This window comes from Paenibacillus thailandensis (assembly GCF_042685365.1).
GTDB classification, from domain to species: Bacteria; Bacillota; Bacilli; order Paenibacillales; family Paenibacillaceae; genus Paenibacillus_AP; species Paenibacillus_AP thailandensis.
On record NZ_JBHUMY010000013.1, the window covers coordinates 153,263 to 168,262 of the forward strand.

At 56.9% G+C, this 15,000-nt stretch carries 15 protein-coding genes; 12 read left to right on the plus strand and 3 right to left on the minus strand.

The genetic code is table 11. From position 1 onward, the window contains the following. Positions 1-33: 33 nt before the first annotated feature. From ACFSW5_RS14340 to ACFSW5_RS14385, 10 genes are all read left to right on the plus strand, one after another. Positions 34-1,008, plus strand: coding sequence for a polysaccharide pyruvyl transferase family protein (locus ACFSW5_RS14340; protein WP_379274255.1), 975 nt, complete (start codon positions 34-36; stop codon positions 1,006-1,008). A 147-nt stretch (positions 1,009-1,155) separates the two neighbouring features. Further along, a complete protein-coding gene (locus tag ACFSW5_RS14345; RefSeq protein WP_379274258.1) occupies positions 1,156-2,559 on the plus strand; it encodes a sugar phosphate nucleotidyltransferase in 1,404 nt (467 codons plus the stop codon). Between the two features lie 6 nt (positions 2,560-2,565). Continuing rightward, positions 2,566-3,906, plus strand: a complete 1,341-nt coding sequence (locus ACFSW5_RS14350) for a UDP-glucose dehydrogenase family protein (protein WP_379274260.1) — start codon at positions 2,566-2,568, stop codon at positions 3,904-3,906. A gap of 24 nt (positions 3,907-3,930) precedes the next feature. Beyond that, entirely contained in the window at positions 3,931-5,091 is a 1,161-nt protein-coding gene (locus ACFSW5_RS14355) for a nucleotidyltransferase domain-containing protein (RefSeq protein ID WP_379274262.1), read from the plus strand. Positions 5,092-5,224: 133 nt separating this feature from the next. Then, on the plus strand, positions 5,225-6,130 hold the full coding sequence (locus ACFSW5_RS14360) for an aldolase (protein WP_379274264.1): 906 nt from the start codon (positions 5,225-5,227) through the stop codon (positions 6,128-6,130). 6 nt (positions 6,131-6,136) lie between these two features. Then, positions 6,137-6,430 carry a lasso peptide biosynthesis PqqD family chaperone gene (locus ACFSW5_RS14365; RefSeq protein ID WP_379274266.1) on the plus strand — a complete coding sequence of 98 codons (294 nt, stop codon included), beginning with the start codon at positions 6,137-6,139 and terminating at the stop codon, positions 6,428-6,430. 48 nt (positions 6,431-6,478) lie between these two features. Next, complete coding sequence (locus ACFSW5_RS14370) at positions 6,479-6,898, plus strand: lasso peptide biosynthesis B2 protein (RefSeq protein ID WP_379274392.1); 420 nt, start codon at positions 6,479-6,481, stop codon at positions 6,896-6,898. An 85-nt stretch (positions 6,899-6,983) separates the two neighbouring features. Further along, positions 6,984-8,807 carry an ABC transporter ATP-binding protein gene (locus ACFSW5_RS14375; protein WP_379274268.1) on the plus strand — a complete coding sequence of 608 codons (1,824 nt, stop codon included), beginning with the start codon at positions 6,984-6,986 and terminating at the stop codon, positions 8,805-8,807. After that, positions 8,804-10,726, plus strand: a complete 1,923-nt coding sequence (locus tag ACFSW5_RS14380; RefSeq protein ID WP_379274271.1) for an asparagine synthase-related protein — start codon at positions 8,804-8,806, stop codon at positions 10,724-10,726. The genes ACFSW5_RS14375 and ACFSW5_RS14380 overlap by 4 nt, the downstream gene beginning before the upstream one ends. A gap of 39 nt (positions 10,727-10,765) precedes the next feature. Beyond that, the gene (locus ACFSW5_RS14385; RefSeq protein WP_379274272.1) at positions 10,766-10,903 is read left to right on the plus strand and encodes a paeninodin family lasso peptide; all 138 of its coding nucleotides are present in this window, start codon (positions 10,766-10,768) and stop codon (positions 10,901-10,903) included. Between the two features lie 130 nt (positions 10,904-11,033). On the opposite strand, the gene ACFSW5_RS14390 is transcribed toward ACFSW5_RS14385, so the two are convergent. After that, the gene (locus tag ACFSW5_RS14390) at positions 11,034-11,444 is read right to left on the minus strand and encodes a helix-turn-helix domain-containing protein (RefSeq protein ID WP_379274274.1); all 411 of its coding nucleotides are present in this window, start codon (positions 11,442-11,444) and stop codon (positions 11,034-11,036) included. Between the two features lie 485 nt (positions 11,445-11,929). Here ACFSW5_RS14390 and ACFSW5_RS14395 point away from each other — a divergent pair, with 485 nt between their 5' ends. Beyond that, a complete protein-coding gene (locus tag ACFSW5_RS14395; RefSeq protein WP_379274276.1) occupies positions 11,930-13,015 on the plus strand; it encodes a lactonase family protein in 1,086 nt (361 codons plus the stop codon). Positions 13,016-13,082: 67 nt separating this feature from the next. On the opposite strand, the gene ACFSW5_RS14400 is transcribed toward ACFSW5_RS14395, so the two are convergent. Next, entirely contained in the window at positions 13,083-13,418 is a 336-nt protein-coding gene (locus ACFSW5_RS14400) for a carboxymuconolactone decarboxylase family protein (RefSeq protein WP_379274278.1), read from the minus strand. 82 nt (positions 13,419-13,500) lie between these two features. Then, positions 13,501-13,887, minus strand: coding sequence for a tautomerase family protein (locus ACFSW5_RS14405; RefSeq protein ID WP_379274281.1), 387 nt, complete (start codon positions 13,885-13,887; stop codon positions 13,501-13,503). Positions 13,888-14,000: 113 nt separating this feature from the next. Between ACFSW5_RS14405 and ACFSW5_RS14410 the strand changes: the two genes are divergently transcribed. Next, complete coding sequence (locus ACFSW5_RS14410) at positions 14,001-14,891, plus strand: LysR family transcriptional regulator (RefSeq protein WP_379274283.1); 891 nt, start codon at positions 14,001-14,003, stop codon at positions 14,889-14,891. The last annotated feature ends 109 nt before the right edge of the window (positions 14,892-15,000 follow it).

Below are 15,000 nucleotides of genomic sequence, written 5' to 3' on the forward strand. Positions count from 1 at the left end.
GAAGAGAGAACGATGCTAAAGGAGAGGCCAGACATGCAAAGCACCTCTAACGCTCACCCGATGGACGGACTGAAAAATGAGCTTCGTCAAATTTTGAACGTCATACCGCCGGGCTCGAATATTTATTATATCGATATTCCCGTCCACAGCAACGGCGGCGACTTGCTCATCCTGAAAGGGACGGAGGCTTTCTTCAAAGATTACGGCATTCATGTCCGGGCCCGGTACAGCGTGCTCGATTTCCCGGATTCGCTGCTCATTCCGAAAGATCATATTATCGTGCTTCACGGCGGAGGGAATTTCGGCGATCTGTACCCGCAGCACCAGCGGCTCCGCGAGAAGATCGTGTCCGACTATCCGCATCACCGCATCGTGATGCTGCCGCAGACGATCTTCTACAAGAAAGAGTCGGAGTTCGACCGGACGGCGCAAATTTTCAACAAGCATAAGGACGTTCATCTGTACGTCCGCGATACGTTGTCCTTCAAGCTGGCATCGGAGAAGTTCAACCGCTGCTGCGTTTATCTGTCGCCCGATATGGCCCATCAATTGTGGCCGATCCGTCATGCGGGCACCCCGGCCAAGGAGCTGCTGTGCTTCCTTCGCACCGACATCGAGAAGACGAAGGAGCAGGAGAGGCTGGAGGCGGAAGGCCGCGGCGATTATTTGGACTGGGGATCGCTGTACAGCCGGTTCGAGCAGAAGTCGATCAAGCTGATCGTCCGCCTGATCCAGAGGGGCAGCGGGCTTCCGATGCACACGATCTGGGCGAAGTACACCGACTATCTGGTGAATAAAGCGATCAAGCGTTTCGGCAGCTACCGGAGCGTGCAGACGTCGAGGCTGCACGGCCATATTTTGTCCTGCCTGATGGATAAGCCGAACGTTCTGCTCGACAATTCGTACGGCAAAAACTCGAATTATTATCAAACCTGGACAAGCGGGATCAAAACCGCAAGCCTGGTCGTCGAAGGGCAAAGCTCGAAGCCGGCTTCGGTCGCGAAATAAGCGAGATGCTTCCGAAGCAAGCTTTTTGTTCCGCACCCTTAATCGGGTGTATATTCACAAAAACTAAGCGTATGCTTCCGAAGCAAGCTTTTTGTTCCGCACCCTTAATAGGGTGTATATTCACAAAAACTTTTAGGAGGGATCGGCATGAAAATCGTACTTCTGTCCGGAGGCTCGGGCAAGCGCTTGTGGCCGCTGTCGAACGACTCCCGTTCGAAGCAGTTCTTGAAGGTGCTGAAAAATTCGGAGGGCGAGCTTGAATCGATGGTGCAGCGGGTCTGGGGCCAGATTGCGAGCGCCGGGCTCGGCGGCGACGCCTATATCGCGACGAGCAAGTCTCAGGTCGAAATGATCTACAGCCAGCTCGGCAGCGAAGTCGAAGTGATCGTCGAGCCGGAAAGAAGGGATACGTATCCGGCAATCGCGCTTGCGGCGACGTATCTGTATTCGGTGGCCGGCGCCGCGCTGAACGAGACGGTCGTCGTCATGCCGGTCGACCCGTATGTGGAAGAGTCGTTCTTCCATAAGACGAAGGAACTGGAGAAGGTGCTCGAGCAATCGGGCGCGGACTTGGCGCTGATGGGCGTGAAGCCGACTTATCCGTCCGAGAAATACGGCTATATCGTACCGCAAGACGGAACGGGTAAAGATGCGACGTACATTCATGTAAACAGCTTCCGCGAGAAGCCCCGCAAAGAAGAAGCGGCTGCCATGATCGAACAAGGCGCCCTTTGGAACTGCGGGGTTTTTGCGTTCAAGCTGGATTTCTTGATCAATATTCTTATCACGTACGGACTGCCGATCCAATACGAGGAGATGGCGCGCCAATACGGCAAAATGAAGAAAAACAGCTTCGACTACGAGGTCGTCGAGAAGGCGAACCGGATCGTTGCGGTACCGTACGACGGCGAGTGGAAGGATCTCGGAACCTGGAACACGTTGACGGAGGAAATTCGGGACCCGCTGATCGGCAAAGGCATTATCGCCGAAAGCTCGGACAATACCCACGTCATTAACGAGCTGGACATTCCGATCACGCTGCTCGGCGTATCCAATGTGGTCGTCGCGGCCAGCCCGGACGGCATCCTCGTGTCGGACAAAGCGGCTAGCCCGCTTATCAAGGACGTCATGAAGCATTCCGACCAGCGGCCGATGTGCGAGGAGCGCCGGTGGGGCTCCTACCGGGTGCTCGACTATTGGAAATACCCGGACGGCAACGAAGTGTTGACCAAGCGGATTATCATTTCGCCGGGCAAAAACTTGAGCTATCAATACCATCTGCTCCGCAACGAGGTATGGACGATCGTGTCGGGCAACGGGGTCATGGTGCTGAACGGGAAGCAATTCCCGGTAAGGGCCGGCGACGTGCTGACGATCGGCAAGACCGCCAGACACAGCTTGCGCGCGGAGACCGAGATGGAAATCATCGAAGTGCAGACGGGGACGGAGCTTATCGAAGAGGATATCGTAAGACTCGCCTTCGATTGGAACGAGATCATGGAAATTTGCGAAGGCGGCATGACGGCCGCTACGAACCAAATTCGGGAGTGATAGAGAATGAAAATTACGGTAATCGGCACGGGCTATGTCGGACTCGTATCGGGCGTTTGCTACGCGGAGCTTGGCAATGAAGTCGTTTGCGTCGACAAGGACGCCGGCAAAATCGAGATGCTGCTGGAGGGGAAAATTCCGATTTACGAACCCGGACTGAAGGAGCTGGCGGACAAAAACCGCTCCGAAGGCAGACTTGCCTTCACGACCGTCCTGGACGAAGCGGTGCGCGGGTCCGACATCGTCATTCTGGCCGTCGGAACGCCTCCGATGCCAAGCGGCGAAGCGAACCTGACCTACATTAACCAAGCCGCCCTCGAGATCGCCGACGCGATGAACGGCTACAAAATTATCGCGATCAAGAGCACGGTTCCGGTCGGCACGAACGAGCGGGTAGCCGAATTGATCCGTTCGCGCACCTCCGAGCCGTTCGACAGCATCTCGCTGCCGGAATTTCTGCGCGAAGGCTCCGCGGTGAAGGATACGCTGTATCCGGACCGGATCGTGATCGGCGCGGATAACGAGAAGGCGGCTGACGCGATGGTTCAGCTGCACCGGCCGCTTACCGATCAGATCATCGTGACCGATATCCGCAGCGCGGAGATGATCAAATACGCGTCGAACGCTTTTCTCGCGACGAAAATTTCGTTTATCAACGAGATTGCCAACATTTGCGAGAAGGTCGGAGCGGACGTTACGAAGGTTGCGGAAGGGATGGGCTACGACAAGCGGATCGGCGCCTCGTTCCTGAAGGCCGGCATCGGCTACGGCGGCTCCTGCTTCCCGAAAGATACGCGGGCGCTGATCCAGATCGCCGGCAACGTCGATTACGAGTTCAAGCTGCTCCGTTCGGTGGTGGAAGTGAATCAGGACCAGCGGATGAACGTGATCCGCAAGCTGGAGACGATCTTTGGCGGGGAGCTGCGGGGCAAGACGATCGGCATTTGGGGTCTTGCTTTCAAGCCGAATACCGACGACGTGCGGGATACGCCGGCTTTGGAAATTATGCAGTATTTGGCCGACAACGGCGTAAAGGTCAAAGCTTACGACCCGATCGCCCTGGACAATTTCAAAGCCTATTACGGCAAGGAAGGCGTCGTCTGGTGCGACAAGGCGCTTGATGTCGCGCAGGATGCGGACGCGCTTTGCCTGCTGACGGAGTGGGACGAATTCGCGGAAGCGGATTTGAATCTTCTGCAGTCCGTCATGAAGCAGGCGATTCTGATCGACGGACGCAACGTGTTTAAAGAAGAGGATTTGCTTGGAACGGATTTCATCTATTACTCCGTCGGACGCCCGAGCCTGAACAAAGGCGTCAAAGAGCAAATTCCGGTTATGCAACTGTAATCTAAACGATAGCGGGGTTGTCTCATGAATAAAGCAGTGAACATCGATGTAAGCCGTCTTTCCGGCGAAATGGCCTTTCTGCTGCTCCTGTTGCAAGACGCGGCTTCTTTAGACGAGGAAACGGCGCGGGGTTATGCCTCGGCCTTGGATTGGAACGCCTTTGTGGAGCTGGCGCTGCATCATCGCGTTTATCCGGCGGTGTATCTGAAACTGAATAGCCTCGCTTCGATTGTTCCTGCCGATACGATGGAGACGCTCCGCTATCATCATCATAGCAACACCTTCAAGATGCTGGAGCTGACGAAGGAGATGAGCCGCATCAGCGGAGCGCTTGCGGAGGACGGAATCCGGTCGATCCAGCTGAAGGGTCCTGTGCTGGCGATTCAGCTTTACGGCGATCTGTCGCTTCGGACTTCGAAGGATTTGGACATTCTGGTCGATCCGGACGATGTGGAGCTGGCGGAGGCGACGATGGCGAGGCTTGGTTATGAAGCCGCGGATAAGCACGATTCCGATCCGAACTGGAAGAGAAAGTACCATCATCTCAGCTTCTCGCACAAGGAACGCCGGGCCGAAGTCGAAATCCATTGGCGGCTTAATCCGAATCCGGTCGACAAGCATACGTTCCCGCAGCTGTGGGAGCGGCGGGAAACCGTTCCGGTGGCGGGACTGTCGTTCTATTCGCTCGGCAAAGAGGATCTTCTTTATTATTTGACCGATCACGGGGCCAGACATGCGTGGTTCCGCCTTCGCTGGCTGGTCGACATCGCCCGTCTCGTTCCGCATATCCGTGCCGAGGAGACGGACCGGTATTTCAAGAAGCATGGCGGGAGAGTATTCGCCGGGCAAGCGTTTCTGCTCGCGTCCGCATTGCTGCGGGCGGATATTCCCGGCGCATTGCTTCAGATGACAACCGGCAGGAAGGCGGTGCGCCTCGCTCAAGACGCGATGTTTTTTATATCCAAAATCGTAAAGCTTAACCCGGTTCCCGAAAAAAGCGCGGTGTGGCCGTATTTGAAATATACGCTGTCGCTTATGAAGCCGAAACAGAAATGGTTGTACCTGCTCAAGCATTTGGAGCCGAATATCGAGGACCGGCAGCAGTTGCCGCTGTCCAAGCCGTTTCATTTTCTTTATTTTCCGCTTCGCCCGTTTTTATGGTTGTGGAGGCATATTATCAATTAGTTCGCGTTTAGAGAACAAATTTTGATTCTTTTAATTTATTATTCTCGTTTTGCGACCCAAAAGGAATACTGCTCCCGAATACTATAGGTAGTCGTAAAGAATACCATTTTTGAATAGAGCGGGGTGTATTTCCTTGTATTATTACCGACTGTTCGGCCTGAACGTGAGGAGCGGGATCGCTCTCCCCGAAGGGTTCGAACTGCAAAATACGAATGCACCGATCGATGTCGACATCGAACTTAATCATAGATCATGCGAATTCGAAGCGAGCGGCGAGCCGGCAGGATTTGAAGCTGCGGATGGAGAGATGCGGTTCCGGGTGCCGGAAACCGCCCTCTATCGGATTGCGGGCGGCAGCCGGGTCGAAGTAACGCCATGGCCCGGAGCGGAAGAAGCGAGGATCAGGCTGTATTTGCTCGGAAGCTGCATGGGGGCGCTTCTTATGCAGAGAGGAATCCTTCCTCTGCACGGCAGCGCAGTCGTTATCGAAGGCAAGGCTTACGCGATCGTCGGCCAATCCGGCGCGGGCAAATCGACGCTTGCCGCGGCGTTCGCGAGCGCGGGCTACCCGTTAGTGACGGACGATGTCATTGCGGTATCCGTCTCCCATGCGCAAGAGGCCTCGAAGGTTTATCCTTCCTACCCGCAGCAGAAGCTGTGGGAGGAAAGCATCGAACAGCTGGGGCTTGCTTCCGGCGAATATCTCAGCGTTTATCAACGGGTCAACAAGTATGCCGTTCCGGTCCGGTCCCGGTTTCATCTGGAGCCGCTGCCTCTAGCCGGCGTTATCGAGCTGTCGGAGTTTTCGGAGCCGGAGCCGGAGATCCGCTCCTGCACCGCTCTGGAAGCCCTTCATGTGCTGAACGTTCACACGTACCGAAATTCGCTTGTTCCCTTGCTCCAATTGAACGAGTGGCATTTTCAATCGATCGCCAGGCTTGCGTCCCAGCTCCCGGTATACCAGCTTCGCCGTCCGGCGAACGGCTTTACGGCCTTTAGCCTGGTGAACCAAATCGTCAGCTTATCATTAGGGAGGTAAAACGTTATGAGCGTTAATGACAATGCCGTCACCGAACTTGTCGCGCAGTCGGAAGGCTTTCTGGTAAGCGATATGAACGGGGAAAAAGTGATGCTGAGCATCCAAAACGGCAAGTACTACAATCTGGGCGCGATCGGGGGACGGATCTGGGAGCTGATGGAGCAGCCGGTTTCCGTGCCCGCCATCGTAAGCCGGCTCGTCTCCGAGTACGATATCGAATCCGATGTATGCGAGCAGCAGGTTCGCCGGTTTCTCGGGCAGATGGAATCCGAAGGGCTCGTACAGGTGAAGAGGGTGTAGCCCGTGTACCGGAAAGCGAGAAAGGCCGCAAGGAAAATCCGGCGGTTTATGTCCTATCCCGCGCAGCTGAAGCGTATGTATATCGAGGCTTATTTCTATTTGGCATGGGGGAGGCTGTTCAAGCTGCTTCCTTTCGCCAAAGTGTCGTCTTCGCTTGGCGAGCATATGCGGGAGACGACTTACGCGTGCACGCCGGAGCAGGAGCTGCTTCTGCGTCAGGTGTCGAAGGCCGTCCATGCGATGAGCCGCGTCACCTGGTGGGAAAGCCAATGCCTGGTCAAGGCGGTGGCTGCGATGAAGATGCTGGAGCGGCGAGGGATTGCGTCCACGCTTTACTTGGGCAGCGGCCGCGACGACACCGGCAAAATGATTGCGCACGCTTGGCTGCGGAGCGGCTCGTATTACGTGACCGGGAACGAGCAGCTCGAGCGGTTCGCCGTCGTGGCGGTATTCGGCAAAAGCGCATAAGCCGCCCGCGCGGCGCGCGAGAAGCCTTGCACTTAACAGCGGACTCTGCCCGGGAGGCCGGAAGTCCGCAGGCGGGAGTTAGCTTATGAAGGATCTGTTCCATTACGTTCACAAATTGCGCAAAGCATCCGGCTGGCGCTTGTATATGAATATGGCGATGACGATCGCGATCAGCAGCTTGGACGGCATCGGCATTTATTTGATCGTTCCGCTGCTCGGCATTATCGGCGCGCTGCAGATCGATACGGACGCGATATCGTTATTGTCCGGGCTGGAGACGTTCGCGGAAGGGCTGTCGATTGAGCTGAGCCTGCCGCTCGTGCTTGGCCTATACGTGCTGATCGTAGGCGGGCAGGCGCTTCTGCAGCGGTTCCAGACGGTGCAAAACACCCGGATTTTGCAACGTTACGTGCGTACGCTCCGAATGGAGATGTACGGGGGGCTGCTGCGGGCCAAATGGGAGTTTTTTCTGCGCAAGCGGAAGTCCGATTTCCACCACGTGATGGTGAACGAGCTCGGACGGGTCAGCTACGGGACCTCCTTGCTGCTGCAAATGGCGACGGGTATTCTGTTCACCGTCATTCAGATCGGGCTCGCTTTCTTCCTGTCCCCGCTGCTGACGTTGGTCGTCATCGGGAGCGGCGCTTTGCTCGCCGTATTCTCCCGGAAGTTCGTCCGCAAGGCCGGACGCATCGGCGACAAGACGACGGAGCTGTCCCAAAGCTTCATGGCGGGGATCAGCGATCATTTTAACGGCATTAAAGACATTAAGAGCAACCGGCTGGAGAATTCGCATCTTTCCTGGTTCGACAACCTGAGCAGGGAGCTGGAGAGCAACGTCGTCGGCTTCATCAAGGTCAACTCGCTTTCCCAGTTCACGTACAAGGCCGCTTCGATCGTGCTGATCGCCGGCTTTGTCTACTTGGCTCTGGAAGTATTGCATACGCCGGCCGAGCAGCTCCTCCTGATCGTGCTGATTTTCTCGCGGTTGTGGCCGAGGTTTATCGGCATTCAGTCGAATATCGAGCAGCTGGCGTCCAGCTTGCCCGCTTTCAAGGCGATGCGCAAGCTGCAGGAGGAAGCGGACCGCGACCGGGAACTGGAAGGCTCCGGCTCGCCGGGCGAAGGAGAGCGCTGTCTCCCGGTGGACGGCATCGAATGCAGGCGTGTTTATTACCGGTACGATACAAGCGAGCCCGCTTATGCGCTGCGCGATATTAACGTGAAGATTCCGGCGAACCGGATGACGGCGATCGTCGGCAAGTCGGGCGCAGGGAAAAGCACGCTGATCGATATGCTGATGGGGCTCATCAAGCCCGAGCGGGGCGAAGTGCTGCTGGACGGGGCCGTCCTGAGCGAGGAGCGGCAGCTTCGGTCGCTCCGGAGCTCGATCGGCTATGTGGCGCAGGATCCGTTCCTGTTTAACGCCAGCCTCCGGGACAACCTGAAGCTGGTGGCGCCGCAAGCCAAGGACGACGAGCTGTGGGAGGCGCTGAAGTTCTCGGCCTCCGAGAAGTTCGTGCGGAAGCTGCCGCAGGGGCTCGATACCGTGATCGGCGACCGGGGCATCCGGTTGTCGGGAGGCGAGCGGCAGCGGATCGTCCTCGCGAGAGCGATCTTGAAGCGCCCGTCGATACTGGTGCTGGACGAAGCGACAAGCGCGCTGGACAGCGAGAACGAACGGCTCATTCAGGAGGCGCTTGAGCGGCTGAAAGGCAAACTGACGATTATCGTCATCGCTCACCGCCTGTCGACGATCCGCCATGCGGATCAGGTAATCGTCATGGATCAGGGCGAGATTATTCAGCAGGGCGGCTACCAGCAGCTGTCGCAGGAGACGAAGGGCAAGTTCCGGCAGCTGTTGAACTATCAATCGGAGGCTGTGCCGGCGGGAGATGAGATGGCATGAGCGTAATCGCTGGAATGGTGCAGACGGAGGGGCCGCTCCGTGCGGACGGCGGCCCGCGAGCGCTGCTGGAGGCGATTCGGGCTTATCCCGGCGACGGCTTCGATGCCTGGGACGACGAACGTGCCATGCTCGCCTGCCGGTTGCTGCGGATAACGCCGGAATCGGTGCGCGAGCGGCAGCCGTACCGCGACGGATCGTCAGGGATAACCATAGTGGCCGACGCGATTATCGACAACCGCGTTCAGCTGTTCGACATGCTTCAGGTAGAACGGGAGCGGAGAAGCGGGATGACCGACAGCGAGCTGATCGTCCTGGCCTACCGGAAATGGGGGATGGAAGCGCCGCGTTACTTGATCGGAGACTTCGCCTTCGTCCTGTGGGATGCGGATAATCGGCAGCTGTTCGGGGCGAGAGACTTGCTCGGCAGCCGGACGCTGTATTACCGCAGCGAGCCGGATCGCTTCACGTTCTGCAGCGTCATCGAGCCGCTGTTCTCCCTGCCGGGGATGCGGAAGAAGCTGTGCGAGGAGCGGTTCGCCGAATATTTGGCCATCCCGACGCTGCTGGATGCGGTCGATCCGCATACGACCTATTACGAGAGCATTCGGCAGCTGCCGCCGGGCCATGCTTTTCGCTGGTCGGACGGGAAGCTCGCCGTGCGGCGATACGGGAGCGTCGTGCCGGAGAACCGTATCGTTCTCGGCTCCGACGGCGAATACGTGGAGGCGTTCCGGGACATTTACCGGGAAGCGGTTAGAGCCAGGCTCCGGACCGTAAGACCGGTGGGGGTTACGCTCAGCGGAGGGCTCGATTCCGGCTCGGTATCCGCGTTGGCCGCCCGGCTGCTTGCGCAGGAGGGCAGAAGCCTGCAAGCTTACAGCTACGTGCCCGAGCCCGATTTCGTCGATTGGACGCCAAGAAGCGTGCAGGCGGACGAAAGTCCGGCGATTCGGACGGTCATCGACTATATCGGCAACATTCGGGGAAGCTTTCTCGATTTTGCGGGCAGAAGCTCTTATACCGAAATCGACGAATGGATCGACCGGATCGAAGGGCCTTACAAAAACTTCGAAAACGCCTTTTGGATTAAAGGCATTCACGAGGAGGCGTCGCGCCAAGGGGTAGGCGTCCTGCTCACGGGAGCGAGAGGCAACTATTCCGTCTCCTGGGGCTCGACGGTCGCGTACTACGGCATGCTGCTGAAAAAGCTTCGATGGCTGCGGCTATACCGGGAAATGACGCTGTGCGGGAAGCAGCTTGGCACGAGCCGCAAACGGATTGCGCGCGCGGTCAAGCGGCAGGCGTTTCCGGACAAGGGCGGAGACTTCGCGCCGGACGTGCCGCCGATCATCGCGCCGTCGTTCGGCAGCCGCACGGGCGTGTTCGAGAAGCTCGCGGATTTCGATGTCGGCTTAAAGCCTGCGGAGTACGACCTGATGAAGGACCGGGACAACTATTTCAATAATTTGTCCGTCCTCGGCATGCAGGGTACGATTGCGGCAAAGGCGTCGTACCGGCTGGGCATTTGGGAGCGGGACGCGACCAGCGATGCGCGCCTGATCCGATTCTGCCTGGCCATTCCGGTCGAGCAATACGTCAAGGACGGCTTCGGGCGGGCGCTGATCCGGAGAGCGACGGAAGGGCTGCTGCCGGACAGCGTTCGCTTGAACCAGCGGACCCGCGGCATTCAAGGGATGGACTGGGTGCACCGGATCAGGCCGCAATGGCCGGCTATTCGGGAGGAGCTGGATCGGCTCTGCCGGGACGAGCGGGCTGCCCGCTACTTGGACGTGGAGCAGGTGAAGCAATCGATGAGCCGTACCCGTTCCGGCGTCAAGCCGGAGCAGGCGGACGACCCGAACCTGAAAGTGCTGATGCGGGCGCTGATTGCCTATCGGTTTCTGCAAAGGCTGGAATGAAAAAAAAGCGCTTGAAGCGCTTGAAAGGAGGTGAAAACCATGGAGAAAAAACAATGGACTGCTCCGTCCGTAGAGGTGCTGCATATTTCCGAAACGATGGCGGGACAAGGCGTTACGAAAATGGACTTTACTTACGTTGACGGCAAGCTCGTAGACATCGATGTATACGACTCCTAGTATTTATTCCATATGACACGCCTGCGGCGGAAACGCGAACGTCACTCGCGTTTCCGCCGCGGCGCTTTGCCGCCCGTGTCTGCCGTAAATGCTTGCCCAAGCATGCGGCGGACGCGGGCGGCAAAGTTTTTTATGCGTAATCGTTGTCCCGGACGGATGGACGCAATTCGATTGCATCCGGCTCGGACGGAATGCCGGATTCCTTCGACCGGTCGCGCAGGACGCGGTCGAGCAAGCTGCGGATCAATTCGATATCTTCTTTCTCCAGCGGGATGCCGTCCCAATGGAGCTGATCGTAATTGAGATATTCTTTCGCATTGTGGCTTGGCTCGGGAGGATCGGGCGATTCGGTCAAACCGAGCAAGTAATCGGCCGAAGTATGCAGTTTTTTCGAGATGATCTGGATCGATTCGATCGTAGGCTGCCTGTAGCCGGATTCGTAGCCGGCATACGTGCTTTTGGCCACGCCGACGAAATCCGCCACTTCCTGCATCGTCAATTTCCGCTTTTTCCTCAGTTCTTTTAGCCGCTTCGCAAACATGCTCTTACCTCTCCCAAATCGTTTTCTACCGTTTGCACAGCGTGCAAGCATTAGAAATGAATACCTGTCCAAACACGGAAACAGCCGGTTTGACAGCTTTCTTCTATTATATCGACAATTGTTACCGTTAACATAATACAAACGGTTCATTTGTGAATCGAATTTTCGCTTTGGCGCGGGCAAATATCCGCTTTACCGCTGCAGCCTTGATACGAAGGCATCGGTAAAAATCATTATAGCATGATCGCATTCGCGTTGATATATCGCCCGGAACGATTTTTAGAAGTTCCTTCCTAATTATGACAATATAACAATAGGTTTTGTTTTTGCATGCCGGTTTATTTCCGGAGCGAACGGCCGGCCTTTCGCCGGGACGACGAAGCCGTTTCGCCAGGGACGCCTCCGTTCAACCGTTTTGCCCGTTTATCGAATGAATGCTACAATTACAATATAATTAATCGAATGCAAAGCGAGGGTATAACATCATGTCAGTTTCTAACGGACGCATGCTGGTATTTGTAGGATCGTACGCGGAAGCTTCGGCCGACGGCGTATACACTTTCGAATTGAACGAAAGCACGGGAGAGCTTATCGCACTGGATGCGGTCGGCGGATTAAAAAATCCGACCTTCCTTCATTTGGACGCGCCGAAGCGCAAGCTGTACGCGCTCGCGGAGATCGCGGCGGAGGACGGCTCGAAGGCGAGTGACGCCATCGCGTATGCGATCGATCCGAAGACGGGATCGTTAACCGAAACGAGCCGCGGGTTCGCTTCGGCGGGTCCGACCTGCCACATTCAGAAAAGCCCGGACGACCGCTATTTGACGTTTACAAGCTATCATAAGGGGATCCTCAGCCTGGTAGAGCTTACGGAGAACGGCGAAATCGGAAGCCTCTTGGACGAGAAGCAGCACGAAGGCGTTAACGAAAATGCTTCGCTGCGGGACATCCCGCATTTGCACTCGTCCTTTTACAGCCCGGACGGCCGCTTCATGCTCGTGTCGGATCTGGGCACCGACAGGGTGTTTACATATGCGATCGACCGCGGCGCGAACAAGCTGGAGCAGATCGGCTTTACGGCTTTGCATCGCGGGGCCGGTCCGCGCCATCTCGTGTTCCATCCGAACGGCCGCTATGTTTACGTCATTAACGAGCTTGATTCGTCCGTCACGGCTTTCGCCTATAATGCCGAATCCGGCGCGCTTTCCGAGCTGCAGAACATCTCGACGCTCCCGGCAGATTACAACGGCGACAACGGCTGCGCGGAAATTGCGATATCGGAGGACGGCCGTTATTTGTACGGCTCGAACCGCGGCCACGACAGCATCGTCGTGTATGCCGTGGACGGGGACAGCGGCAAGCTGACCGTCGTGCAGCATGTTTCGACCGAAGGCGGCCATCCGCGCCACTTCTCGATTGTTCCCGGCGGCGACTACTTGATTGCGGCCAACCGCGATTCGGACCGCAACCTGGTCGTGTTCCGCATCGACAAGGAGAGCGGCAAGCTGGAATCGACCGGCCGCCATATCGCGTTGTCGAAGCCGGTATGCGTCTGGGCAGCCCGGTTCTAATCCGCCGCTTCCGCTCCTAAACGTTTAACCCCTTTGCCGCTTGGCAAAGGGGTTATTTGTTGCCGGATTAATTGGCGGTAGAGTCGCCGTAATCCGCCCATAGCTCGCCGGCAACGGTTACGGCGGCTGCAGCGCGCGGCCATCCGACGTAAAAGGCCAGATGAGTCATCGCTTCGGCCAGCTCCTCTTGCGTGACGCCGTTATGCAGCGCAAGCTCCAGATGGTAAGGGAGCTGGGCCGTATGCTCGGAAGCAATCAGAGCGGCGACAGTAATAAGGCTGCGGTCGCGGGGGGACAGCTCTTTCCGCTGCCATAGCTCCCCGAAAAGCACGGTGTCGGTATAGTCGGCGAGCTTAGGCGCAAATTCGCGCAGCAGCTCCCTGGTTGTTTTGTTGTTGGTCATCGGATGCATCCTCCTTCAACGTCGTGATGCCGAGGCGGCCTCCCGGGGACTTATTTTAAACGAAATGCCCGGAAAACGAATGTCAGCGAAGCATTTGAGCTTCGCCCAATCCGAACGACCAATCGGCGAATTCCGTCTCAAGCAGCTGAACGAACACGTCCTCCTTCCGCAGTCCGCATCGCTCGTGCAAAAGAGCGGCGAGTCTGTCGTACAAGCGCCGCTTTTGTTCCTCCGTCCGGCCGGACTTGGCCGTAATTTGGATGTATAGCAGCTCGTCGCTCCTGAGCACGCCCAAATAAGAAGGACTATAGACGAATTCGTGCCTTTTATGGCCGTGAAATACTTGGAAGCAATCGTCCTCGGGAATATGGAAGGCTTCAATGAGCGCCGTCAAGATGCAGCGGCCGGCGGCGAGCAGCCGTTCCTCGCCATGCTTCCCTTCCATATAGCTGATTCGTACGAATGGCATCTTCGGTTCACCTCCCATTCATGGTAAATTCATTGTACATAAGCTTTCTTCATTTATATAATTGAAAATATTAAACCGATAATTCGATTTTACGAATGAAGAAGGTGCGTCTCATGGATTTGAAGGAGTTGACCGCGTTTCGCGCCGTCATAACCGAAGGGACGTTCTCCAAAGCGGCGGCCAAGCTGAATTACGCGCAATCGACCATTACCCATCAAGTGCAGCGCCTCGAGAAGGAATTGGGCTTTCCGCTCTTTAAGCGGGGCTGGGAGGCTGAACTGACGCCGGCCGGGGCGGCCTTTGCGAAGGAAGTCGACAGTCTGATCGCACATTGGGAATATGCGGCGGATCAAGGAAAAGCGCTCATGCGGGAGGAAACCGGCACGATCAGGCTGGGGGCGATCGAGTCGGCGGCAGTCAGCTTCTTGCCGTCTGCGCTGCAGCGGTTCCGGGAACTGAAGCCGAAGCTTCGCGTCGAGATTGCGGCCGGCAATACGGAGACGCTGTCCGCCGCCCTGCGCAGGGGAGACGTCGATATGGCCGTTTGCGCGGGAACGGGAAATTCGGACGAGTTTTACTATGAACCGCTCTACAAAGAGGAAATCGTCTTTATCGCGTCCAAGCGGCATCCGTTGGCGGAGCGCGGGGAGCTGGCGCTTGAGGAGCTGTTCGGCCATCCGTTCGTCGTCGGCGGCAGAACCTGCATGTATTACGCAAGGCTGGAGAGCGAGCTCGCCAAATTCGCGGCGGTCCCGTTCTGCTATTCGGTCAGCCTGATATCGGCTATTCCGGCATATGCCGCGCGCTTGTCGGCGGTTGGCGTCGTCCTGCAATCAACGCCTTTGCCGGACGATATGCTAAAGCTTCCGGTCCGTTTGGCCGACCCTTATATCGAGGTCGGCATCGTCCGCCGCCGCCGCGAGGAATATTTGCCTACGGCCAAAAGGCTGCTGATTGAAACAGTGCGGGAATTATGCGGCGCTGCGGGAGACGGAGAGCGGTAGTCCGCCGCGTCATTTGGGAAAAATATACGTTTTGCTTATTTGCGCAAATTCATGTATTATCAATTTAGAATCATTCTAAATTGAAGCGGAAACGAGTCTATGGGGGTGA